The 23,840-nt window shown below is 51.9% G+C and carries 19 protein-coding genes; 3 read left to right on the forward strand and 16 right to left on the reverse strand.

Annotated features, from left to right (window positions below):
- Nucleotides 1–81 precede the first annotated feature (81 nt).
- The 15 genes from JW883_10340 to hisF all read right to left on the reverse strand — a co-directional run bounded on the left by JW883_10340 (nucleotide 82) and on the right by hisF (nucleotide 18,059).
- Nucleotides 82–498 (reverse strand): hypothetical protein, encoded by a 417-nt coding sequence (locus JW883_10340; GenBank protein ID MBN1842664.1) that lies wholly within the window; start codon nucleotides 496–498, stop codon nucleotides 82–84.
- A gap of 137 nt (nucleotides 499–635) precedes the next feature.
- Nucleotides 636–1,934 carry a helix-turn-helix domain-containing protein gene (locus tag JW883_10345; GenBank protein ID MBN1842665.1) on the reverse strand — a complete coding sequence of 433 codons (1,299 nt, stop codon included), beginning with the start codon at nucleotides 1,932–1,934 and terminating at the stop codon, nucleotides 636–638.
- A 544-nt stretch (nucleotides 1,935–2,478) separates the two neighbouring features.
- Nucleotides 2,479–3,690, reverse strand: a complete 1,212-nt coding sequence (locus JW883_10350) for an ABC transporter permease (protein ID MBN1842666.1) — start codon at nucleotides 3,688–3,690, stop codon at nucleotides 2,479–2,481.
- Nucleotides 3,690–4,418, reverse strand: coding sequence for an ABC transporter ATP-binding protein (locus JW883_10355; GenBank protein ID MBN1842667.1), 729 nt, complete (start codon nucleotides 4,416–4,418; stop codon nucleotides 3,690–3,692). The genes JW883_10350 and JW883_10355 overlap by 1 nt, the downstream gene beginning before the upstream one ends.
- Nucleotides 4,415–5,710 carry an efflux RND transporter periplasmic adaptor subunit gene (locus JW883_10360; protein ID MBN1842668.1) on the reverse strand — a complete coding sequence of 432 codons (1,296 nt, stop codon included), beginning with the start codon at nucleotides 5,708–5,710 and terminating at the stop codon, nucleotides 4,415–4,417. Before JW883_10360 ends, JW883_10355 begins: the two co-directional genes overlap by 4 nt.
- Nucleotides 5,711–5,731: 21 nt before the next feature.
- Nucleotides 5,732–7,198 carry an efflux transporter outer membrane subunit gene (locus JW883_10365; GenBank protein ID MBN1842669.1) on the reverse strand — a complete coding sequence of 489 codons (1,467 nt, stop codon included), beginning with the start codon at nucleotides 7,196–7,198 and terminating at the stop codon, nucleotides 5,732–5,734.
- A gap of 110 nt (nucleotides 7,199–7,308) precedes the next feature.
- Nucleotides 7,309–7,791: a periplasmic heavy metal sensor gene (locus JW883_10370; GenBank protein MBN1842670.1), complete on the reverse strand. Its 483-nt coding sequence runs from the start codon at nucleotides 7,789–7,791 to the stop codon at nucleotides 7,309–7,311.
- The gene (locus JW883_10375) at nucleotides 7,788–8,237 is read right to left on the reverse strand and encodes a hypothetical protein (protein MBN1842671.1); all 450 of its coding nucleotides are present in this window, start codon (nucleotides 8,235–8,237) and stop codon (nucleotides 7,788–7,790) included. Before JW883_10375 ends, JW883_10370 begins: the two co-directional genes overlap by 4 nt.
- On the reverse strand, nucleotides 8,234–8,875 hold the full coding sequence (locus JW883_10380) for a sigma-70 family RNA polymerase sigma factor (GenBank protein MBN1842672.1): 642 nt from the start codon (nucleotides 8,873–8,875) through the stop codon (nucleotides 8,234–8,236). The genes JW883_10375 and JW883_10380 overlap by 4 nt, the downstream gene beginning before the upstream one ends.
- Nucleotides 8,876–8,895: 20 nt before the next feature.
- Nucleotides 8,896–9,342: a periplasmic heavy metal sensor gene (locus JW883_10385; GenBank protein MBN1842673.1), complete on the reverse strand. Its 447-nt coding sequence runs from the start codon at nucleotides 9,340–9,342 to the stop codon at nucleotides 8,896–8,898.
- Between the two features lie 420 nt (nucleotides 9,343–9,762).
- The gene (locus JW883_10390) at nucleotides 9,763–11,163 is read right to left on the reverse strand and encodes a radical SAM protein (protein MBN1842674.1); all 1,401 of its coding nucleotides are present in this window, start codon (nucleotides 11,161–11,163) and stop codon (nucleotides 9,763–9,765) included.
- A gap of 182 nt (nucleotides 11,164–11,345) precedes the next feature.
- Nucleotides 11,346–12,254, reverse strand: a complete 909-nt coding sequence (locus JW883_10395; protein ID MBN1842675.1) for a transporter — start codon at nucleotides 12,252–12,254, stop codon at nucleotides 11,346–11,348.
- A gap of 228 nt (nucleotides 12,255–12,482) precedes the next feature.
- Entirely contained in the window at nucleotides 12,483–13,862 is a 1,380-nt protein-coding gene (locus JW883_10400) for an amidophosphoribosyltransferase (protein ID MBN1842676.1), read from the reverse strand.
- A gap of 67 nt (nucleotides 13,863–13,929) precedes the next feature.
- A complete protein-coding gene (carB, locus tag JW883_10405; GenBank protein ID MBN1842677.1) occupies nucleotides 13,930–17,130 on the reverse strand; it encodes a carbamoyl-phosphate synthase large subunit in 3,201 nt (1,066 codons plus the stop codon).
- A gap of 164 nt (nucleotides 17,131–17,294) precedes the next feature.
- On the reverse strand, nucleotides 17,295–18,059 hold the full coding sequence (hisF, locus tag JW883_10410) for an imidazole glycerol phosphate synthase subunit HisF (GenBank protein MBN1842678.1): 765 nt from the start codon (nucleotides 18,057–18,059) through the stop codon (nucleotides 17,295–17,297).
- A gap of 307 nt (nucleotides 18,060–18,366) precedes the next feature.
- Between hisF and JW883_10415 the strand changes: the two genes are divergently transcribed.
- On the forward strand, nucleotides 18,367–19,890 hold the full coding sequence (locus JW883_10415) for a sigma 54-interacting transcriptional regulator (protein MBN1842679.1): 1,524 nt from the start codon (nucleotides 18,367–18,369) through the stop codon (nucleotides 19,888–19,890).
- A gap of 87 nt (nucleotides 19,891–19,977) precedes the next feature.
- Here the strand turns inward: JW883_10415 and JW883_10420 are convergent, their stop codons facing one another.
- Nucleotides 19,978–20,700: a DUF5610 domain-containing protein gene (locus JW883_10420; protein MBN1842680.1), complete on the reverse strand. Its 723-nt coding sequence runs from the start codon at nucleotides 20,698–20,700 to the stop codon at nucleotides 19,978–19,980.
- Nucleotides 20,701–21,055: 355 nt separating this feature from the next.
- Between JW883_10420 and JW883_10425 the strand changes: the two genes are divergently transcribed.
- Nucleotides 21,056–22,360, forward strand: coding sequence for a citrate synthase (locus JW883_10425; GenBank protein ID MBN1842681.1), 1,305 nt, complete (start codon nucleotides 21,056–21,058; stop codon nucleotides 22,358–22,360).
- A 239-nt stretch (nucleotides 22,361–22,599) separates the two neighbouring features.
- Complete coding sequence (locus JW883_10430; GenBank protein MBN1842682.1) at nucleotides 22,600–23,820, forward strand: ammonium transporter; 1,221 nt, start codon at nucleotides 22,600–22,602, stop codon at nucleotides 23,818–23,820.
- Nucleotides 23,821–23,840: the final 20 nt, after the last annotated feature.

Genomic DNA, 23,840 nt, shown 5'->3' on the forward strand with positions numbered 1-23,840 from the left:
GCGTTCCCACGCAGAACGTGGGAACAAGCACAGCTCCAGTTTGAAACATCGTAATATGCTAAGCGTGCAGGTCCAAGCTTCTCAGGGAAGCGCCACTTCCTGATGCTCGGCCGTGGCAGCCCTGGCCACCTTCCGTCGCTGGATGCGCGGCAGTTCGGTGACTTCCTTGTGGGAATAGTCCAATATCTTTTTGCCATCCAACAACGCCAAGAGCAGACCTTCTTCCCGGCAACGACCGGCATGAGCGCATTTCTTGCGGCTCCTTTCAAAGTAGTATAGCGGTGTCAGACAACTGAAGGCGCTAACGGCGATACTGTCTTCGGTTTGGTCGTTTCCGTATGCGATTTTCTTCTTCCCACGAAGGATTTCTTTTCCCATGACGAGATCCTGACAATCATCTCCAAAACGCGGGCACCTGGCACAATGCTCGAAAAATCTTAGAGGCGCCTGACATCCGAACTCCAATACACTGATTTTCCCAGGAATCCTCTTTGCCATAATTTCCTCCTCCACGCGAAGTCTAGTGTCAAAATATGGAATATAAAATAACATACATACTAATACTACCCTTGTCAACATTAGTTATACTAAATGCCCACAACAAAGTTATGCATATGTGGCATGTTCTTTCTGTTCTATCTTGACTTAATCCACAGTAATCTTGCCACGTTGGGGCCTGGGTTTCTCCATTGACTCGGCATCTCGGAGGTCAAATAGATCACATCCCCTGCCCGCACCGTATAGGTGGCTTTGTTGAGGGACATTCTAAGCTTGCCGGAAAGGAGGTAGCCTATCTCTTCGCCCTTGTGGATAAAAAAATGGGCGGGCAAGTGCTTATTAGGCATGATTTCAATAAGATACGGTTCCATTTTGCCGTCAAAATCAAGCGGTGTTAAAAGGTAGCCTTCCAGCGACCCTTTAGGTAGGTCAGGAAAACCCACACTCACGGCCTCTGCCGCAGGAAAGATGATCCGTTTTTCCAACTCCATGGCCTGTTCAAAGAGGGAGGTGATATCAACTGAAAGGACCTCGGCCATCTTGAGCAAGGCCGGTAGAGAAGGATAGATAATGTTCGCCTCCACCTGGGAGATGGTGCTGGGTGTTACGCCCACCAATTTGGCCAATTCTGCCTGTGACAGACCCCGCTTGGTTCTTAGCTCTTTGATGCGCAGTCCCAGGTTGAGCCGGGCTGCACCGTGTTTTTCTCCTTCAAACGTGACCGTAAGATCTTTGGTCCAGTAGCGATGGGGTTCGCGGATGTCCTCCGTGCCGCGATTTTCAGCCTTCAGGATCTTCAGTGTGGTGGTGCCTCTCTTTATGGAAAGGTCGATGGCAACCTGTGCAATCTGATTGATCTGGGCCCGGAGTTGTTGCGAGTGGGCTAATTTTTCCATAATCCAGTATGCAATGGTGTCCAGCTCATAGAGGCGGGGGCAGGAATGGGAATAGAATTTGAGGATGGCCTCCTCGCCTCCCCAGATTTTCTGCATGCCGGTCATACTTTCGAATATCAGGCGCACGTCTCCTTGCATGGTTTCATGGAGCCCGTAGATGGTCTCCATCACATAGTCTGTGTCCCTGGGCTTTTCCATCCTCTTGACGCTGCAAACTCGTTCCGGATCAGGCTCTTCATAGAATTTCATAAATATCGGGCTGCTGGCCCCCTTGCCGCAAGTAAAAGCGTCCAGAATTGTCAGGTCGGCGCTTTCGGCCAGGGCTCCAAGTTTATCAAGGAGGTTTTTGGGAGAACGATCAAAGCTGACGTATATGACAGGTTTTTGCAATAATAGGGAGGTTTGGAGAAAATTCAGGCAAAAAGTGACAGCCAGATTGCCCGAATCATCGTGCCAGACCACGTTGTCTCCGATAAAAAGACCACCCAGAAGGCGATCCAACTGGCTTACTCCGGAACTGACCCGAACTTTTTGCGTCATAAAAGAAAGCCCTTGTAACAAACAAGGTAATGTTGACCTATGGTCCTCGCCCAGCTATTGCATTCTACCGGAGCCTTGAGTAACTGTCAACTTTCGACCGGTCTTTTTGAGCCCATCGGCACCGGGACCATCAGCAGGGGAAATACAAACTGGGAACGAAACCGGGAACATCCATAAGAACATAAGTAATTCAGCCTTCTCATGAGAGCATCACTAACCCAGCAGACTTATGTATTTATGTCCTGGTCCATTCTTCCGGTTCCATCTTGAAGTTTCGATCCTCCTCCCGTCTCAAGAGCGCAAAATGAGAATCGGTGACGGGCCATTCGACTTGAAGATAGCAAAACCATATCAGAACATTTTCTAGCGAGGACTGAGTTAAAAATTGATTGCAGATTTGCAGATCGCAAGATTGGGCAAGCTGACCGAGAATGGCCATGTGACGCAATATCTTCAATGCGCCGCTTCGGGGCCTATCGTCAATTGTGGCGGGAAATGAGTGATGAAGCGGCTCTAGTCTTGGTTTTGATGTCGGGTGGCAGGGCTATTCGTGACGCAACGCTTCAATCGGATCCATTTGTCCCGCCTGCCTAGCTGGAAAGTAGCCGAAGATGACGCCCACCGCAGCTGAAAAAACGAAGGAGATGGCGACAATCCCCGGGTTAAAGACGAAGGGAACAGCAAGAAGGCGAGCTCCGACGGCGGCCGCCCCGACCCCGAGGACGATGCCGATCAGCCCGCCGAAGGAAGAGAGCACCACGGCCTCGACCAGAAACTGCATCAGCACATCGCGTTCCAGGGCGCCAATGGCGAGCCGGATGCCGATCTCGCGCGTTCTTTCCGTCACCGAGACCAGCATGATATTCATAATACCGATCCCGCCGACAAGGAGACTAACCGCCGCCACTGCCCCGAGCAGTCCGGTAAGCACACGGGTTGTCCCTGTCATGGTGCTGACAAGTTCTTGCATATCTCTGACATGGAAATCATCTTCTTTGCCCGATACAATGTGCCGACGCTCGTGCATCAGTCGCTCAATATCCTGCTGGACTTTCTTGGTTGAGACGCCATCTCTTGCTGAAACGTAGATTCTGCTCACGTCTGTATTTCCGGCAATGCGCCGTTGAAATGTGCGGAGGGGAATAACCACGAAGTCGTCCTGATCCGTCCCGAAGCTGGACTGCCCTTTGGATTCGAGCACACCAATCACCTCAAACGAGAGCTTTCCCAGACGAATCGTAGCGCCTATAGGATTCTGGCCCCCAAAGAGTTCCTTCCGCACGGTAGCGCCCAGGATGCACACTGCCTTGCCGGCCCGTAGCTCGCCGCTCCTGAACCGGCGTCCGTTTTTAAGCGCCCAGTCCCGGACCTGCAGATAAGAATTGGTGCTCCCGGTAGCCGCGGTAGACCAGTTCTTATTTCCGAAAATAGCTTGTGTAGTCTGAGATGCGGTCGGCGCTACCGCAGCAAGTCCCGAGATCTCCCGGGCAATGGCTTCGGCATCGTCCTCCTTAAACATGTCACCTGTTGAACGTGTGCCGCCAGGACCACGACGTGCTTGGCCGGGTCTAACTTGGAGCAAATTGGTCCCCAGTTTGGCGATATCGGAAGCCACCTGCGCGGTTGCCCCGCCGCCCAAGGTCACCATGGTGATGACGGCAGCAACACCGATCACGATGCCCAGAATTGTAAGCGATGAGCGCAAGACATTGCGGCGGATTTCGCGCAAGGCGAGTAAAACCGTTTCCCTCAACATCAAGCAGTTCCCCCGTTTTGCTCCTCTGAGTCGATAATTCCATCAAGGAAGCGAATGATTCGTTTTGCGTAGGCCGCCATATCGGCGTCATGGGTCACCAGCGCGATCGTGATGCCGCGCTCAGTGTTGAATGCAGCAAGCACCTCCATGATTTCACGACTGCAGACAGAATCCAGGTTACCGGTAGGCTCGTCGGCTAGAAGCACCTTAGGATTAGTAACAATCGCCCGGGCGATGGCCACCCGTTGCTGCTGCCCACCGGACAGCTCGCTTGGCGTGTGTGTTTCCCATCCTTTAAGCCCGACCGCTTCAAGGGCTCGAAGGGCACACACTCGCCTCTCCTCGCTTGGTGTGCCGCGATAGATCAGGGGCAGTTCCACGTTTTCCAGAGCCGAGGTGCGGTTGAGGAGGTTGAAGCCCTGAAACACAAACCCCAGATAATTCCGGCGTAACAGCGCACGCTGGTCGCGAGACAGTTTTCCCGCGTCCACGCCTTCAAAGAGGTAAACCCCGGCGCTGGGAGTATCTAGGCAGCCCAGTATATTCATGCACGTAGATTTGCCCGACCCGCTCGGCCCCATCACAGCCACGAACGCACCCTGGTCGATCCGCAGGTCAATGCCTCGGAGTGCGTACATGGCCGCGCGGCCCGTGCCGTATACCTTGGCCACGCCTTTCAGCTCAATAAGGGGAGATTTGCCGGTTTGCTCGGAGGGAGTGGTATTCATCGGCCCGCTCTCAGTGTATCGACCAGAAGCGCCATACCGGGCTTAACATCGCCCCCGGTGACCTCGGTCATGCTGCCATCAGTGACCTCTGTCGTGACAGTAATGGAGACAAGCTGTCCATCGCGTAGCATCCAGACGCGCTGTTGTTTGTTATTGGCGGTCGTGTCTTTGCGCCGTTTCGACGACGATCTGGGCCGACGCGGAAGGAGTTTACTAACCAGACTGCGGCTGTCGGAGGGATCATTATTTTCTTTGATCGGAGGTGTAAAGCGCAAAGCAGCATTCGGCACCAGGATTGCGTTTCTCACTTTCTTGACGGTGATCTCCGCTGTTGCCGTCATGCCTGGCCGCAGAGACAGATCCGAGTTGTCCACGTTCAATACCGTTTCATACGTGACCACGCCGTCTGCGGTCTGGGAGCCGAAACGGACCTGAGTGATCAGGGCCGGGAAATTCCGATCCGGGTAGGCGTCCACTGTAAAAGTGGCTTCCTGTCCCTCTTTCACCTGACCCACATCGGCTTCGTCCACGCCCACGTGGAGCTCCATCTCGGTCAGATCCTCTGCCAGTATGAACAGCACCGGGGCCTGCAATGAGGCGGCAACTGTCTGACCGGGTTCCACGTTGCGCGTAAGGACGATGCCGTTGATGGGCGAGCGGATGACCGCTTTCGATAGATCCGTCTCATTGGCTTCGAGGGCGGCTTGGGCCTGATTCACTGTTGCTTTGGCGCTGGCTTTGTCGGCCAGGGCGCGGTCAAGCGCTGCCTGTGCCGCGTCCAGGTCGTGCTGGGACACCGCCTTGTTATTGCTCAGTTTGCGAACTTCTTCTAACCGCGACAGGGCATTGCGCGTTTCCTTGATGGTCGCCTCCGTCTGCAACACCTTGGCACGGGCCGATGCCAGGGCGGCTCTGGACTGTAAAACCTCCGCTTCGAGTTTCGATGTGTCCAGTTTCGCCAAAACCTGGCCAATCTTCACATGGTCGTTGTAATCGACTTCGACGGTTTCGATGATCCCAGACTGCTCACTGCCCACTTCAACCTGGTTGGTCGGCTCCAGGTTGCCTGTTGCAGTCACGGTTACGGTTAGGTCTCCCCGCTGAGCTGTCTCGGACTGGTACTGCATGGAATTGGACTTTTCTGTCCTCTTCCAAACAACAGCAGTTGTCACGCCCGCTATTGCCAGGAAGGCCACGATGAGCCACCGTTTCAGGTGCCTTCTGTGGCTTGAGGATTGATCGATGCCCAGAGTTTGGCTGATGTCGGATTCTGGTTTCGTCTTGGATTTCATGGCTTCTTTCTATATCTCAACCTATTTTGTGTTATCAGGTACAAGGGAGTTCCACCCACCACCCAGGGCCTTGTATAAAGCTATCAGATTGGACGTCACTTCACCCTCGCTGACGGCTAGCTGGTCCCGGAGTGATAACAGCGACCGCTGCGCAACCAGGACATTGGTGAAATCAATCAGTCCGGACGAATACTGGCTTTGCGCAAGATCAAGGGCACGCTGGGCGGCCTGAGTCGCCTCGCTCAGTGACTCTCTGCGATGTTGTTCTTCAGCATAGGCGACAAGCGCGTTTTCGACCTCCTCCAGTGCCGTGAGAACCGCGGCCTCATGCCGGATCAGGGCTTGCTCCTGCAGGGCAGATTGCACTTCGATGTTGCTGCGGATGGCGCCGGCGTCGAATAGAGGCCAGGCAATAGTGGAGCCGATAGTATGGCTTCGGCTGCCAGATAAAAACAGATTCCCTGGTGACAGGGCTTCAAGGCCTATGGATCCAAGAAGCGAAAGCTTGGGATACAGATCGGCGGTGGCAACACCTACCTCGGCAGTCTGGGCGGCCAGTTGGCGCTCGGCGCGTCGAACATCCGGCCGGCGTCGCAGGACATCGGCCGGCACACCAACTGCGACCTCAAGAGGCGTAACCGGAATGGCTTTGTGTTCGGCCAGGGTATTCTCCAGGGAACCCGGGTGCTGTCCCAGGAGCACGGCTAGGCGGTTCTTGGCCTGCTCAAGTCCGGTCTGTAAACTAGGTATCTCGGATCGTGTCCGCTCCAGACTGTACTTGGCCTGTTCTACGTCAAGCTGTGTTGTCAGGCCGGCTTGAAATCGCCATTGGGCGATGTTGTATGTTTCCTTCTGGGCGTCAAGGTTGGCCTCTGCAACCGACAGCCGGGTCTGAAATGAACGCACCTCAACATAATTCAGGGCAACTTCGGCAAGTAGGCTGACAAGTGCGTCTCGCAAATTCTCTTCACTCGCCTGCAGTTCAGCTTCGGCCGCCTCGACGGCGCGTTTTTTGCCGCCAAACAAGTCCAACTCCCAAATGGCATCAAAGCCTGCGGCGTAGAGCTCTCTCTCACTGCCGCTGCCCGTTTCTTCGCTGCTACGGCTCAACCTGGCTGAGCCACTGGCGTCGATAGTTGGAAAACGATCGGCCTCGCTGATGCCGCGCCGAGCACGGGCCTCACGAACTCGTGCACGGGCCTCCTTAAGACCGAGGTTTCCCGCGACCGCCCATTCAATTAGATTCGTTAGTACAGGGTCATCGAGTGTCGACCACCAACCGGCCAATGCTTGTCTATCCAAACCCTCCACGATCAAGCCACCTTTCAGTTGGGCATGCCATAGTTCCGGCGATGATGCATCGGGCGGCGCATAATCCGGCCCGACGGGTGCGCACCCGGCAAACACTGACATCATGACCGCCGCATGGATAACCGCCCTAAGTCGGATAGGGCTTCTCTTACTCGTTAATTTCATAGCTACTCGCATCTCAATACCTTCAACTGAGAAGTGCCTCCATATCAATATCCGTATCTCCGTCGCCACGGTCATCACCTTGGCCAACTACAGGCTCTACCCATGCCGTTATTCCGCTCGGGTCAAGGCCCTTCATGATGCGGTGGTCTCGCATGGCGCGCAGTCCTGCTGTCCCGTTGAGGTCGTGGAGGACGCCTTAAATGGTGAGCCAAGGCTTTTCTTTCTTCCTGATCAAACTGTGTGGCCAGTTTAACGGTAGCATTTGCCAACCTCCGTTTCATGCAACCTTTCAGTTCGTGTATCTTGTCCACCTTGGCTCGGTAGGCAGCTTCATCAAATTCAGGTGCGGTCAGAATCTTCATAGCTCTTTCTCTTGCTTCTCGGATCTGTTTGTGTACATCCTTATTGTCCAGATGGGCCCTTTCCACCGTCTCCCGAAACAACTCTGCCTTATCTTCGGACAGTTTCGACGCAAGCTCTGGTGCATGCCTTCCAAGAAAATCTTTCCTATGCAAGCGATGAGACATATCTCCGATGATAACCCCAATAAGCAACACATTCAGGAGAAGTGAACCAATAGTGAGAACCTTCATCTTTTTGCTCATAGAACATTTCCTTCGTAATACAGAGGCTCTTGTAGGTCTGTTTGGTATTGTTCGGTGGACACGGACCCCATAGGATTTGAAAAACCTATGGCAAATCCGATTATCAAAACAAGAACGAGCGAAACAGAAACCGCTGTGACTGCCCGTTTAGATAAACTGAATTCCCACAGTAACCCTGAGAAGAACCCGCCAAGACTTCGCCGCACTTTTTTCCTCTTGGGTTGCGAGGCTGAGATAATTCGCTCTGCTAAATCACTACTTGGTTCTTCATACTTCCTCGTTTTGAGAACCAGTTCAAATCGTTCTTCATCTGCCAATAATGCCCGAAGCTCGGCAGAATTTTCCAGTGATTTCAACCCTGTCTGTCTTATGTCTTGTGGCCACGCATGAACATCGGCACCATAGACAAGTAACTTTTCTTTAAATTGTTTAAGGTTCATTGTCATATTGAACCTCCACCTAGATATCGTTTAACCTTGTCTTTCAATGTCGTTTTGGCACGCATAATAAGAGACTGTACCGCTTTGACCTTCACGCCGATGATTTCCGCTGCTTGCGCATTGCTTGATCCTTCGTAAAAGCATAGGTTGAGGGCTAGTTGTTGCCTTTCCGGCAGCTCCTGAATAAGGCTGTCCACTAAAGCCTGCTTCTGATAAGTATCCAATAATACGTCCTGCCCGCGATTGTTGTCTACGAGCTCCAGCTCTTCAGGTAATTCCAGCGGTTTTCTCTTCTTATTGAGATCCAAACATAGGTTTATGACGACCTTATAGAACCACGTAGTGAATTTCGCCTGTTTGCTGGACTTCCAAAGCTGCGGCCTGTCCCATAGTTTTAAAAACGCTTCCTGCACAACGTCCTCTGCATCGCCCTTATTGAAAAGAAGGCGGTAGGCAATACCATAAAATCGATTCGAGTGACGATTTACAAGCGCCGAGAATGCTTCATGACTTCCTTTCTGTATTTGCCGGATCAACGACTCGTCATCAAGGTGTGAGAAACCTGCATCCATATTTCCTGTTATCTTCCTGCCGCCATCATGTGGTTCAAAACGAACGATGCTGTGAGGGTGCAGGCATGCCACCCTCACGCGCTCATTGTAGTCTATTGATGCCTTCGTTCTCTTAGATGACGATGACGTCCTGGTTTGGGTGGAAGCAGTTCGGCCAAGATCTTGCGCTCATCAGCCGTAAACTGTTTTGCCAGCTTCACGACGGCCTCCTCCATGGTTGCCCGCGTCTTGCCGCGGAGCATCTCCAAACTGTTTGTCTTTTCACGGAAGAGAGCCTCCTCAAACCGATCCGCGGTAAGTATGCCTTTTATTTCTTCACGAAGGGCCTTGATTTGCGCACGAATTTCAGATGCCTTTTCCCTGGCTTCTCTCATAGTCTGATGGAAAAGCATCTCTTTGTCTGCCGGCAACTGAGCCAGCAGTTCCTGTCGTGAGCATCTGCCCCGAGATCCGCCCCGTCCAGTTCCCTCTGAAGCGTAAGCCACCGACCACATAGAAATTACGATAATCAGTGCCGAAACAGCCATCGTTCTTTTCATGATTTATTCCCTCCTTTAAGTTTTTCTTCGCGTTTTTTCAAGGATTGTAAACATGCTTACATAACCTTATACGAATGAATCTCACAAAGTATTCGCTATTTTTTGAAAGTTATGAGAAAAACAACGACTAAAAGGTGTGTAGATTTTATACGGTCAGCAGGAGCTCACAAAAATGGCGAACGATATTCTGAAAGGCTGTTTTCAGGGAAAGCGGGAAATTTAGGCCGGATTCTTTGGGGGCCACGGGTTAGAAAACAGTTTACAAACCCTCAATCTAGGAAAACATTTTTGTCGCCGGATCGTCCAGGTTGCCAGCAATGCCCTCATCATCGCTTTCATTACAGCCACTGAGCATGACTCCAGGCACAGCCTAAAGCCTGTGGCTATAAGATCTTGTGATTTCCTTTGAAAAATTTCGGATCATTCATATCTGCGAAGAATATCCCAGTATGCCCCGCGATATCCCTTGCCAATAGCATCCACCAGTCGTTGGTTGGCGTTATAGTTGTAATTTCTGTCAGGCCTTGATGGGTCAGAGAAGAAAAAACGCCCATCGTTGCCTACGAGCTCATCAAGCAGTTCAAAAGCGAAGCCCGCAACTGCCGGCTCTATGAAGAAAAGGGGTTCTGATTCGTCACGTGCTCCCACAAGACCCTCTCTGAGTTGGTCCCGGCTGACCAGATCCACAAGTTTCGTTCTCGGATAGACCCGGACGCCCACAGTAACTCCCACCCGATCCGGGGCAGCTCGTCTCATCAAATCAATCGTAGCAATGATGCTGTCCCGTGTCTCCCCAGGCGAGCCAAGCAAAAGGTCGAACATCACGGCGATGCCCACCTTTTGACACGACTGCGCTGCATTCAAGATCTCATTTGGTCCAAAATCTCGTCTCAACCGACTCAAGATCTGCTCATCGCCGTTGTCTACTCCAAAGTTAATCCCCACACATCCGGCCCGGTGCATCTCCTGAGCTAGTTCCAGTGAAAAGGAAGCTGGCGAGCAATAGGCATACCAGTGAACCTTGTGACCAAGATTGTGACGGAACATTTCCTTGCATACTTCGGAAGCGTGCCACGGCGGTAAATTAAACTCACTATCGCAGGTATGAATATGGTCAATCCCCTGCTCAAGAAGACTTTCCATCTCGTGAATCACATCTTTTGGCGGTCGAATTCGTATTTGTTTACCCTTGGCTAGCGGATCGGCGCAGTAAATACAATGGCCAGAGCAGCCGCGCTTGGTTTCAATCCCAGCCTGCCCACCTTCACGGAAATACCGGGAGTTATCAAGCCACCTGCGGCTCATTGGGGGCAGCTCTGTCAGAGTCGGCGCGGAACGGGGGTTGTGGTGCCACCCGCGGTCATGGGGCCAAATCAGGCTGGGAACATCGTGCCATTCTTGCTTTGATTCTACCCTCTGGGCAAGCTGTACAAAGCCAACCTCGCCATCGCCCCACAGGCCAGCATCGGCTTTGCAGCACTCTAAAACCTCCTCAGGCATAACGGAAAATCCCACACCACCGAGCACGATTAGGCCGTCGGTGTGCTTGCGAATGGTTTTAACCATGGCGGCAAACTCACCGAGAAAGGACTGGCGGCTTGTGAAGGCACAATCGTCTGTGTTGCGCAGTGTAACGCCAATTAAGCGAAAATCTTTCTTATCGAAAAAATTGGCTAAGGTAGCGCTCCAGTCGTCTGCCCAGCAAAGGTCAAGAACCGCCACATGATGTCCAGCTACGCCCAGTGCCTCAGCAACATAATCCAGACCGATGGGTGCTATCGGGGGCTTGATCTGGTTCGTATTGATCAAGGCTACGCGCATGATCGATCAAATCCTCTGCCAAAACATTCTACATTCCCTGTTAGGAATGACCTTCCAAACACCGCAAAGGGAATCTGATTGGAAGTTATCTATCTCTGGCAGTCCCCCGGCAGAGCTGGTGCTTTACCCGTGATTATTAGCATCCAAGGGAGACAGCAGGAGCGAGTTTACCCTCAAGCGATTCAGAATATCTTTGTGAGGATCAGCCATGTTCTGTTCCCTTCTGGGCGACCTAGCGGGAGCGGTGTAACGCCTCCGCCTTCAGTCGAGAACTCAAACTCGGACCTGAGAGAAACAAAAAACTTCATAGGTGGAATAAACACGGATACTTCTGGCCCAATTGCGTAACCGCGGTCTTTATCAGAACTCGATCCGCTTCCACTGTCTTCAGTGACCTGCCATTGGCAATACCCGACCACACCAACATCCCAAACCTGTGCAAGTGTTTTGCCGACTCCCCACTCAAAATGGAAATCGTCACCAGGCTCTATATCCGTATCAGCATAGTCACTGTGGTGAATCTCATACCGGCCAAGTATTGATGCCGACCATGTCTTTGCTTCATCAAAATAATAGGTTCCGCCTAAAGTGAACATCGTCGTGTACATATTTTCACCAGGGTCAGCAGGCTCGTCATCATCGCCCGTCGGCAGAAAAAAGGCAATGGCTGTTGATGCGTCATAACGTGAGCCGTGCCAGGCCAGAACAAAGGGCTCGATTATGATATCTCCAAGATTCCACTTGCTATCATCGTAAGCCCCTACCTCAATGTCTTTATACCAAATTGGAATAAAAACGTCGGCACCATAATTCGCCCCAAACAATTTTATGTCCTCAGATATCCAAAGGAATCTATGCGCGTTTATGAACATCTTGGCATCAAAATCAATGGGTACTTCATCTCCGTCCGGGTCCATGACTTCATCGGCGGTAATATAAGCATTATACATCTTGTAATAAAAACCCGGCGGTGGCAAAGTTGCACATTTGATTCCTTCAGCACCATTCGGATAAGATTCACCAAAAGCAATCCCAAACAAGACTCCCGCCAGACCTAAACTAATGAATGTCATACTGATAAACTTTTTCATCAGACTCCCTCCTCTTAGTCATGTGATAAGGTAAGTATTCTATCTCATAGCCGTACGCTTTAAACAGTAAGCTATATTAGGTCTTAGCGGTTGCTGGAATTATTCCCCGACAGCGCCTCGCTTTGCGGTAGGGCGTCTGTAGTATAAATTGATTGGTGTGTCAAGGATTGAGCTTGCGAGGACTATTCCATTATTTCAATTGCGGAGCGAAGCTAAGAGCACTCTGGTTTATCGTGTCTCCGTTGGGTTTTTTCCATCAAAACACATCAGGCAGAGATCCTCTTTGGGAAGCCCCAAACCTGCCACAAAGGCATCGAGGCTGTTGTATTTCACGGAATCTGCGCCGATCTCATCGGCTATCCGGGCTTCGAGATTCCTTAGCTCTTCCATGGATGTGATATCCCCGGACTTGAGATAGCGTCTGGCTGCCAGCTCTTCACGACTGCGCGTGGAAACGCCGAAACCACAGGGACACATGAAAGGCGGACAGGCAATGCGCACGTGGACCTCCTTGGCCCCTGCCATTTTCATCTCCCGGACCTTGTAGAAGATCTGGGTGCCTCGGACAATCGAATCATCGCACAGGACTATCCGCTTGCCTTTCACTGCATAATGCAGCACAGACAGCTTGCGCTTAGCCATCCTTTCACGGGCAAGCTGACTCGATTGCGTATAGCTCCGGTCTGCGTATCGATTATAAAGAAAGACCTCCTGGTAATTGATTTTTGAGCGTTTGTGATAGCCCAGGGCATGGCCAATCCCTGACATGGGCACGGCAGCCACAATATCAACCTCCAGCCCTCCTTCCTCGATGTCTCGTCTTGCCAGGCTCTCGCCCAGGTTGTTCCGGGCCTCCTGGACGTAAACACCATCTATTATGGAATCGAGGCTTGCCGTATAGGCCCATTCAAAGGCACAATGAGCGCTACGCGGGGAATCAAGCTGCGCCATGGTCTGAAATCCCCTGTCATTGATCAGGATAATTTCCCCCGGACGGATATCTCGAAAAATCTCCATCTCCAGGTTCTGAATCGGCCTCGATTCCGATGCCACCATATACCTTCCCTGGCCTTGCCCCATGATGAGCGGTCGAAACCCGTAGATATCCCGGGCCGCATAGATGCCATCCTTGCACAACACCAGCAGGGAATAGGCCCCTTTTACCTTTTTGGCAAGGCTACGGATGCCGGCAACCACGTCCGGTTCTTCCATAATAACCTTAGAGATGACCTCAATATTGTACCCCTGGTAGAAAGACTTGCCCCGGGTTTTCATGTCCGCGATCAGCTCATCGGCATTCAGCACGTTGCCGCTGAACGCCACGGCAATCTCCCCCAGTTGGCATTGCCATCTGACGGGCTGGCGCTCCCACAGGCTCACATGCCCGATGCCCCACGTCCCGTTGAGATATTTTAACTCTTCACTTCTAAATGTAGAGGCCACCTTGCCGTAATGAGTGAGCTGACGGACGGTTCCGTCAAAAGTGGAAATGCCGCAGTACTCTTGTCCACGGTGTTGGAGAAAATCAATCCCCTCAAAAATGTCATGAACGCATTCGGTATCCGAATATAGGCCGAAGACCGCGCAGTTATCTCGCAATGACTTCATAGACTTGTCCTCACTGTGCTGGAGACCAGCCGCAATCTGCAATCGAAAATCCGCAATCCCAAATTACTTACCCAATATCCCCATGATAACGTTGAAGAGACTTCACCCTGCCATGCCCGTCACGGTAAGCTGCAATCCCCCTGGCAGCGGCAATGGCCGCAGCCGTTGTCGTGATGTATGGCACCTTATACCTGATCGCGGCCTTTCGGATGTACGAATCGTCGTGCTTGCTCAGTTTACCGCTTGGAGTGTTGATGATCAGTTGGATCTCATCGTTTTTTATCCCATCAACAATATTTGGCCGGCCTTCGTGCACCTTGCGGATCGGTTCGGTCTCAATACCGTGCTCGGCGAGAAACTTGTGGGTCCCTTCAGTCGCTTTGATCCTAAAGGCAAGTTCGTCAAACCGCCTGACCACATCCAGAGCCGCATGCTTGTCTTTATCGGACACGGTGACAAGCACGGTCCCCTCCGAAGGAAGCCACTGTTGAGCCGCCTCCTGGGCCTTGAAAAAGGCGAGCCCAAAACGGTCGGCAAGCCCGAGGACTTCGCCAGTAGATCGCATCTCCGGCCCCAGAAGCGGGTCCACCTCCGGGAACATGTTAAAGGGGAAGACCGCCTCCTTGACACCAAAGTGAGGTATCGATCTCGGCTTGATATCAAGGTCTGCAAGCTTCTTGCCGAGCATGAGCTGGGTGGCCAATCGGGCCATAGAGATATTGCAGACCTTTGAAACCAGGGGTACGGTCCTTGACGCTCGGGGATTAGCTTCAAGGATGTATATCGTATCGTCTGCTATTGCATATTGGATGTTCATCAGGCCGACCACACCGAGTTCCACCGCAATCTTTTTCGTGTACTCGCAGATCGTATCAATATGCCTGGCAGGGATGCTGATCGGGGGAATCACACAGGCCGAGTCACCCGAGTGTATCCCTGCCAGTTCGATATGTTCCATCACAGCAGGCACAAAGGCATCCGTGCCATCTGAAATGGCGTCTGCTTCGGCCTCAATGGCGTGTTCCAGAAACTTGTCAATCAGGATCGGCCGTTCCGGTGACACATCTACGGCCACAGCCACATAGTGTCTAAGCATCTCTTCGTCATGCACCACCTCCATGGCACGCCCCCCAAGCACATAGGAAGGCCGGACCATGAGTGGATACCCGATCCTTTCAGCCACGCCAAGGGCCTCGTCCAATGTGCTGGCCATACCTGATTCTGGCTCAGGGATACCGAGCTTTGTCATCGTCTTGCGGAAGCGATCCCGGTCCTCGGCAAGATCGATGGTCTCAGGGGAAGTGCCGATGATCTTAACGCCAGCCTCAGCCAATTCATTTGCAATATTAAGCGGGGTCTGCCCGCCAAATTGGACGATCACCCCTTCGGGCTTTTCCTTTTCGTAAATGCTCAAGACATCTTCGACCGTGAGCGGCTCGAAGTACAGTTTGTCTGACGTATCATAGTCCGTTGAAACGGTTTCGGGGTTGCAGTTCACCATGATCGACTCGACCCCTTCGTCACGCAATGCAAAGGCGGCGTGAACACAACAGTAATCAAACTCGATCCCCTGCCCGATACGGTTGGGCCCGCCGCCCAGGACCATGATCTTGCGCCTCCTGCTCGTCTCGACCTTGTCAGAGGCATTATAGGTGGAAAAATAGTAGGCCGCATTCTCTACGCCGCTCACAGGCACAGGCTCCCATGCCTCGACCACGCCCAGAGAAGTGCGCCGCTCCCTGATGTCCTTTTCGGGCAAGTCGAGAATCTCTGACAGGTACCGGTCTGAGAACCCATCTTTCTTGGCCTGCCTGAACAACTCGTCAGGCACGATGTTCCCCTTGTATTCGAGGATTTCCTCCTCAAGGGCCACCAGTTCCTTCATCTGTTCGATGAACCAGGGCTTTATAAAGGTCCTCTCATAGAGCGTCTCCACGCTGGCTCCCTTTCTGAGGGCCTCGTACATGATAAATTGTCGCTCGCTGGAGGGCTCTGCCAGCAGCTCCATCAACTCATCCAGTGGCCTTTCATGAAAGTCCTTGGCAAAGCCGAGCCCGTAGCGGCCGTTTTCCAGGGAGCGAATCGACTTCTGGAAGGCCTCTTTGTAGTTCTTGCCAATGCTCATGACCTCGCCCACGGCGCGCATCTGGGTGCCCAATTTGTCTTCTGAGCCCTCAAACTTTTCAAAGGCCCACCGGGCAAACTTCACCACTACATAGTCGCCCCACGGCGTATATTTATCCAGGGTTCCTTCCCGCCAGTAAGGGATCTCATCGAGCGTCATTCCTCCAGCCAGCATAGCGGAGACAAGGGCGATGGGAAAACCCGTGGCCTTGGAAGCAAGGGCAGACGAACGCGATGTCCTTGGGTTGATTTCAATTACGACCACACGACCGGTCTTGGGGTCATGGGCAAATTGAATATTCGTGCCACCGATCACGCGGATAGCCTCGACAATGTCATAGGACCATTTCTGAAGCCGCTCCTGCAGTTCAGGGGCGATAGTGAGCATCGGGGCCGTGCAATAGGAGTCACCCGTGTGCACGCCCATGGCGTCCACATTCTCGATAAAACAAACGGTGATCATCTGGTTCTTGGCATCCCGCACGACTTCCAGCTCCAGTTCCTCCCACCCAAGGACGGATTCTTCTACCAGCACCTGACCCACCATGCTCGCCGAGAGCCCGCGGCTCGCAATGGTCCGCAACTCTTCCACGTTGTACACCAGGCCCCCGCCTGTTCCTCCCATTGTGTAAGCAGGGCGGATGACCACCGGGTAGTCGAGTTCAGCCGCGATTTTTTCAGCCTCCTTCACGCTGAAGGCAGGCTTGCTCCTGGGCATCTCGATCCCGAGCCGCTTCATGGTATCTTTAAATACGATCCGGTCCTCGCCGCGCTTGATGGCATCTATCTCAACGCCGATTATCTTAACCCCGTATTTTTCGAGCACGCCTGTACGGGCCAGCTCTGAGGAAAGGTTCAGACCTGACTGCCCACCCAGGTTGGGAAGGAGCGCATCCGGCCTCTCTTCTTCTATAATCTCGGTCATGACCTGGAGGTTCAAAGGCTCAATATAGGTCACGTCGGCCATGCCGGGGTCGGTCATAATGGTTGCAGGGTTGGAATTTACCAATACAATCTCATAACCGAGCTTGCGAAGGGCCTTGCAGGCCTGGGTGCCCGAATAATCGAACTCGCAAGCCTGGCCTATAACGATAGGCCCTGAGCTGATAATCATTACTTTCTTGATGTCATCACGTCTTGGCATAAAGTTATCCTTTTACCATCTATGTTGCCGTCTGACATAAATGGCGTTTCTTGTCGAGTAAATTGTCCGATACACGGTGTTGGAGTATTGGAGTAATGGAGTCTTGCCCACCTCAGTACTCCATTACTCCAGCACTCCATAGCCGTCTGGAATTGTGATAAGGCCTATAAGCTAACCTGCAGACCCTTTCCTTGCAGGTACTCCTTAACCTGACCGATGCTAAAAATGCGATAGTGAAAAACCGAGGCAGCCAGCAAGACCTGAGCGCCTCCCTGGACAACGGCCTCATAAAAATGCTCCAGGGTTCCCGCCCCTCCTGAGGCAACTACCGGCACGTTAACAGCATCTGAAATGGCTCTTGTAAACTCCAAATCGTAGCCGGCCTGAGTTCCGTCACCGTCCATGCTTGTCGGCAGGATAGTCCCAGCGCCCAGCTCCTGGCATTGCTTGGCCCAGGCCACAGCATCCTTGCCGACTGGTTTGGTGCCACCTGAGACAACTAGTTCAAATCCGGATGGCATCTCCTTGTTCCGCCTGGCATCAACAGCCACGGTCAGCTTCTGCGAGCCGAATGCCTTTGCCGCTTCTCGGACCAGGTCCGGGTTCTTCACGGCAGCGCTGTTCATGGAAACATTGTCAGCGCCAGCCTCCAAAACCAATTCAATGTCTTCCAGGCTTCCGATGCCGCCACCTACTGTCAAAGGGATGTCTATAACTGATGAGACATTCTTAACCCATTCCAACCGGGTCTTTCGGTTTTCCAGGGTTGCTGCGATATCCAGCATGGCCAATTCATCGGCCCCCTCCTTCTGATACAATACTGCGTTTTCTACAGGATCGCCTGCGTCTTTTAAATCAACAAAATGAATCCCCTTCACTACCCTACCCTCTTTCATATCCAGGCAGGGCATGATTTTGATTGTATCCATACTGTCTCCTTTCTGTCCCCAAGAAGTGAAAATCGCTTGCGAAAAGAAACGCACGTCAACCAAACAATTTTGTGATAGATGCCTACCCGAAATCGTAATATTTGTCAAACTCTCTGGCAGAAATGACGGTGAACGATTGAATGACTAGCTGCCAAGGTAGACAAATCTGAATTACGACTAGAATAAACGACGTTTTTGTAATTGTTCTTTCTGACTCTATACGCTATTGTATGAAATGTTGGACATTGTTGACGGACACTTGTTGAAATGCATAGATGGGAAAACTATCAGATCGCATGGTGCAAATATGAAGAAGATCGAAGAAACAACCCTTCTTTATGAAATCAGCAAAGCGCTCAACGTGAGCCTGGACCTTAAAAAATCTCTTTACAGGGTACTGGACATCCTGTCCCATTCAATGGACATGGTGCGGGGAACAATTACCATCGTTAATCCTTTGCGCAATGAGATTCGCATTGAGGTGGCTCACGGTCTGTCCAGGGCCGAAATGGAACGTGGAAAATACAAGTCTGGCGAGGGTATTACGGGCCGTGTAATCCAGACCGGCAAGGCCTTTGTGGTACCCAAGATCAGTGAGGAGCCCCTGTTCCTGAACCGCACAGCCACAAGAAAGGCAGCTCACCACAAGGAACTCTCCTTCGTGTGCGTGCCCGTGAAAAAAGGGAGTCAGGTGGTCGGGACACTGAGTGTTGATCGGCCCTTTGACGAATCGTACTCCCTGAAAAGCGGCAAAAGGCTCCTTTCCATCATTGCCGCCATGATCGCCCAGCATGTCATTAATCTTGAGACCATAAAGCTCGAGAAAGACCAGTTGAGAGAAGAAAACCGTCGGCTTCGAGAAGAACTCACAAACAAATTCCGCATAACTAATATCATCGGCAACAGCAATAAGATGCGAGAGGTCTTTCAAATGATCTCCCAGGTGTCCAAGAGCAATGCCACTGTACTTATTCGTGGAGAGAGCGGCACGGGAAAAGAGTTGGTGGCCAATGCCATTCACTACAACAGCCTGAGATCAAAAAGCCCCTTTGTGAAAGTAAATTGCGCGGCCCTGCCTTCCAATCTCATTGAGAGTGAACTCTTCGGCCATGAACAGGGGGCCTTTACCGGGGCAATGCGCCAGAAAAAAGGGAAGTTCGAACTGGCCAACAAGGGGACCATTTTTTTGGATGAGATTGGTTCCATCGGCATGGACGTTCAGGTGAAGCTCCTGCGGGTCCTACAGGAAAAGGAGTTTGAACGTGTGGGTGGATACGAGACCATCAAGGCAGACGTTCGTATCATAGCGGCCACGAACAAGAACCTGGAGCAGGCCGTTGAGGATGAGGCTTTTCGGGACGACCTCTATTACAGATTGAATGTCTTCCCAGTCTACATGCCCCCCTTAAGAGAACGAAAGACTGATGTCTTGCTTCTTGCGGACCACTTCTTGGAAAAATACGCCAAAGAAAATCAAAAGGACATCCGCCGCTTTTCAACGCCGGCCATCGACATGCTTATCCAGTACCACTGGCCGGGCAATGTGAGGGAACTTGAAAACTGCATTGAGCGGGCGGTGCTTCTGTGCGAGGAGGGCGTTATTCACAGCTATCATTTGCCTCCGACTGTCCAGACAGCGGAAGAGTCGGACACCCTTCCGGCAAAATCTCTGGAGGATGCAGTGGCAAGCCTGGAGCGCGAGGTCATGGTCGACGCCTTGAAAACCACGCGGGGAAACATGGCAAAGGCCGCCGAGATCCTGAAGACAACGGAGAGGAAGTTCGCTTATAAGGCCAAGAAGTATGGCGTGGACTTTCGCCTTTACCGGTAATCCGCATGACGTCTCAGGAGGTTGAGTGATTTCCCAGAAAATCCCGACTGTACGGTTTCCATGAGCGCCGGCAATGAAGGCAGGGGCTCAGGCCATGACAGAGATTTCAAGAAAAGCTGATGTGTAGGAAATCTCCTCTTCGTAAATGAGCTTGCTTTGTAAGGTATCCTGGGCGCCGGTTAGTTCACCTTTGAGCAAGGCCATCCCTTTCATGACCAGATCGTAGGTCTCACGTATCATCCCTCCGATGTGCGGTGGGATGGCGCCTGTCAACTGCCGTGCCTTGCCAAAGGCCTTGTCTATGGCCTTGATGAGCTTCTGGATGAAGTGACCCAGTTTTTCCTTGTCGTCACCCTCCATGGCCATAAACTTGTTCGCAAGCCCTTTTGCGCAACGCAGGATGCGTTCTGCTGTGGTTTTGGGACCAAGATAATCACCCACGGGATGTGGGTGGGCTTCAGATGTCTCTCCCAACCCTCTGACCGTTTGGGCGACTTCATAGTGGACCTTTCTTGAAATGGACACATAGCTGAAATGTATGAAGACGTTTGAGCCGTCTTTCCCCTCATATTCTATCTTTGTGTCCCCCATGAAAGCGCTGAGATCCTCCTGGTAGGCGTAGGATCTATCATAAATGCCGGAAGTGATAGCGCCGGTTTTCGGTGGAAACGAGGCAAGATCCACAACGTCAAGCAAGTTTCGTGATTCACGGACTTTGTCATCGGCGGGTCTTGTCTTCCAGAAATTGTCTTCCTCAATTAGAGGACCGGGCATGGGATACGCCAGAATGGGACTGGTCTCTACGGTCATCCTTGACCTCCTTTGCAATATCCGGGGACTCGTAGATATCCTATCGACATACTCCCCAAGAATCTTGAATCACAGTTCCTTTATCACCAATCATGGCCCTGGCTCTGTTAAAATGTGCCAACCTCTGGTATATGAGGAAGGCGGAGAACCAAGATGAAAATGCCTAAAAGAAATATCCCGCCCCAGGCGGGACCAGATACATGATGCCAGATGCCGGATAAAGAAGAAAACACGCATCAGGTAACCGGCATAGGGTATCTCGTACTTTAGGCTTTTCTGCCTCACGTGCGTTGTATGCCAAGAAAGATGACAACGTTGAAAGGAACGCAAAACATCTGAAGACCGAGGGGAAAACATGGAAGAGACAGCAAAGCTCATCATAGATGGAAAAACCTTTGAGCTGCCAATTGTTACCGGCTCAGAAGGGGAAAGAGCCATTGATATATCCAAGTTGCGCCAGAAAACCGGCCTTGTAACTCTGGATCCCGGCTTTGTGAATACGGCCAACTGTCAGAGTCGCATCACCTTTGTGGATGGAGAAAAGGGCATCCTGCGTTACGAAGGCATACCCGTGGAACAGCTCGCAGAGCATTCCACCTTTGTGGAGACAGGATATCTTTTAATAAACGGTGAATTGCCCACCCAGAGACAGCTTAACCGGTTCTCCGTGCTGCTGAATGACCACTCCCTTGTCCATGAGGATATGCGGACTTTTTTTGAGCACTTTCCCAGATGGGCCCATCCTATGGGCATCCTGTCATCAATGGTTAACGCCCTGCGGGCCTTCTATCCCGAAATCCCTGAGAGGACACAGGAAGAAGAAATCAATATTACTGTCACCAGGCTTCTGTCAAAAGTGCGGACGATGGCGGCCATGTCCTATAAAATTTTCAGAGGACACAGGGTAATTTTCCCAAGACATGACCTCACGTACGCAGCCAATTTCTTGAACATGATGTTCGATTCACCGGTCCGGCCCTATGTTATCGACGAAGATGTCGTAAAGGCCCTGAACGTCTTCTGGATCCTCCATGCCGACCACGAACAAAACTGCTCCACTGCTGCGGTCCGATTAGTGGGAAGCGCAAAGGTCAATCTCTATGCGGCCATTTCAGCAGGCATATGTGCCCTTTGGGGGCCTTTGCACGGCGGCGCAAACCAGGCCGTGGTGGAAATGCTCAGCCAGATACATGAAAGTGGCGGGGATCTGGCCCCTTTCCTGGTGCGGGCCAAAGACAGAAGCGATCCCTTTCGGCTCATGGGTTTTGGTCACCGTGTGTACAAGACCTATGATCCAAGGGGCCGGATTATGAAAGAGGTGTGCGATAAGGTCTTGGGAAAAGCAACGCGCCAAGATCCTCTGCTCGATATTGCCCGCAAATTGGAAGAAGTGGCCTTGAAGGATCAATATTTCATTGATCATAACCTCTATCCGAACATAGATTTTTACAGCGGCATCCTGCTGCGGGCAATCGGGATTCCGGTCAACATGTTCACGGTCATGTTTGCCATCGGCCGCCTGCCCGGATGGATCAGCCAGTGGAAGGAGAGTATCGAAGATCCTAATTGGAAAATCCAGAGGCCTCGCCAGATCTATGTTGGGCGGAACAAGAGGGATTATGTCCCCATAAAGAAGCGGGGCAAGAAACGTAAAATTTGACCCTTCAGGTTCATTCATACCGGATGCCTGAAACTACGCTTTTGTAGAAAGTATTGCTATTTACCACGGTATCGTTCTATCATGTCCCTGTAATCCATCGACCTTTTCGGTCTTATCCACCTGAATTTATTTCAACTTGTGTCTATTTCAAACTCTTGGCATATGTGTTGCTTTTATTTCTACAAGTTGGCTCATGATAAAATGACAAACCTTGTGAATGCTAGGAGGATTGATAGATGATTGACGCAGGAGACACAGCTTTTATTCTTATTTGTTCGGCCCTGGTTCTGTTCATGACCCCCGGTCTAGCCCTTTTCTATGGCGGGATGGTACGCAACAAGAATGTCCTGGCCACCATTATGCACAGTTTCATCATCATGGGCGTGGTCACGGTAATTTGGGCACTCTGGGGCTATTCCCTCGCATTTGGGCCTGATGTGGGAGGTGTTGTCGGAAACCTCGACTGGTTTGGCTTAAATGGGGTGGGTTTGTCTCCAAGTCCGGATTATGCCGGGACGATACCTCATCAGGCCTTCATGATCTTCCAGGCCATGTTTGCCATTATTACCCCCGCGCTCATTACCGGGGCCTTTGCAGAGCGTATGAAGTTCAGCGCCTTTCTGGTTTTTATCATACTCTGGTCCACATTTGTGTATTGTCCGTTGGCCCACTGGGTTTGGGGTTCCGGTGGCTGGTTAGGAAACATGGGAGCCCTCGACTTTGCCGGAGGAACGGTAGTCCATATTAGCTCCGGGGTTTCTGCGCTGGCCGCTGCCATCCTGATCTCCAAAAGAAAAGGGTACGGCAAAGAGCAGTTTATCCCTCACAACGTCCCTATGACTATTACGGGCGCTGCCATCCTGTGGTTCGGATGGTTTGGTTTCAATGCAGGCAGCGCCCTTGCAAGCAACGGTTTGGCTGCGGGCGCATTTGTGACGACCCACGTCGCTTGTGCAGCCGCCGCCCTTACGTGGATGTTTGCAGAATGGATACACCGCGACAAACCCACCACCCTGGGCGCAGCCAGCGGCGCCGTGGCCGGACTTGTGGCCATTACTCCCGCAGCCGGCTTTGTGAGACCAGTGTCAGCCCTGATTGTTGGTGGCATAGCAGGAGTTATCTGTTATATGGGTGTATTGGCCAAGTCAAAACTCGGCTACGACGATTCCCTCGACGTAGTGGGAATCCACGGCCTGGGAGGCACATGGGGAGCCCTGGCTACCGGTTTGTTTGCCAGCATAGCGGTGAATCCGGACGGGGCCAACGGCCTCTTTTTCGGAAACCCTGGACAACTTTGGATCCAGTTTGTGTCGGTCATTGCCACCTGTGTCTTTGCTTTTGTTATGACACTCATCATCTTCAAGATTGTTGATTGTACCATGGGTTTGAGAGTAACCGATGAAGAAGAGGTGAGGGGATTAGATATTACGCAGCATAGTGAGACGGCGTATAGTCTGTAATTGCGACAGTCGGGTTACAT

It is taken from the genome of Deltaproteobacteria bacterium, from assembly GCA_016930875.1.
Classification (GTDB): domain Bacteria; phylum Desulfobacterota; class Desulfobacteria; order Desulfobacterales.

Bases quoted from the DNA above. Each gene is read 5' to 3' on its own strand.
- JW883_10340 (MBN1842664.1), bottom strand. From the start codon at position 498: ATGGCAAAGAGGATTCCTGGGAAAATCAGTGTATTGGAGTTCGGATGT.
- JW883_10345 (MBN1842665.1), bottom strand. From the start codon at position 1,934: ATGACGCAAAAAGTTCGGGTCAGTTCCGGAGTAAGCCAGTTGGATCGC.
- JW883_10350 (MBN1842666.1), bottom strand. From the start codon at position 3,690: ATGTTGAGGGAAACGGTTTTACTCGCCTTGCGCGAAATCCGCCGCAAT.
- JW883_10355 (MBN1842667.1), bottom strand. From the start codon at position 4,418: ATGAATACCACTCCCTCCGAGCAAACCGGCAAATCTCCCCTTATTGAG.
- JW883_10360 (MBN1842668.1), bottom strand. From the start codon at position 5,710: ATGAAATCCAAGACGAAACCAGAATCCGACATCAGCCAAACTCTGGGC.
- JW883_10365 (MBN1842669.1), bottom strand. From the start codon at position 7,198: ATGCGAGTAGCTATGAAATTAACGAGTAAGAGAAGCCCTATCCGACTT.
- JW883_10370 (MBN1842670.1), bottom strand. From the start codon at position 7,791: ATGAGCAAAAAGATGAAGGTTCTCACTATTGGTTCACTTCTCCTGAAT.
- JW883_10375 (MBN1842671.1), bottom strand. From the start codon at position 8,237: ATGACAATGAACCTTAAACAATTTAAAGAAAAGTTACTTGTCTATGGT.
- JW883_10385 (MBN1842673.1), bottom strand. From the start codon at position 9,342: ATGAAAAGAACGATGGCTGTTTCGGCACTGATTATCGTAATTTCTATG.
- JW883_10390 (MBN1842674.1), bottom strand. From the start codon at position 11,163: ATGCGCGTAGCCTTGATCAATACGAACCAGATCAAGCCCCCGATAGCA.
- JW883_10395 (MBN1842675.1), bottom strand. From the start codon at position 12,254: ATGAAAAAGTTTATCAGTATGACATTCATTAGTTTAGGTCTGGCGGGA.
- JW883_10400 (MBN1842676.1), bottom strand. From the start codon at position 13,862: ATGAAGTCATTGCGAGATAACTGCGCGGTCTTCGGCCTATATTCGGAT.
- carB (MBN1842677.1), bottom strand. From the start codon at position 17,130: ATGCCAAGACGTGATGACATCAAGAAAGTAATGATTATCAGCTCAGGG.
- hisF (MBN1842678.1), bottom strand. From the start codon at position 18,059: ATGGATACAATCAAAATCATGCCCTGCCTGGATATGAAAGAGGGTAGG.
- JW883_10415 (MBN1842679.1), top strand. From the start codon at position 18,367: ATGAAGAAGATCGAAGAAACAACCCTTCTTTATGAAATCAGCAAAGCG.
- JW883_10420 (MBN1842680.1), bottom strand. From the start codon at position 20,700: ATGACCGTAGAGACCAGTCCCATTCTGGCGTATCCCATGCCCGGTCCT.
- JW883_10425 (MBN1842681.1), top strand. From the start codon at position 21,056: ATGGAAGAGACAGCAAAGCTCATCATAGATGGAAAAACCTTTGAGCTG.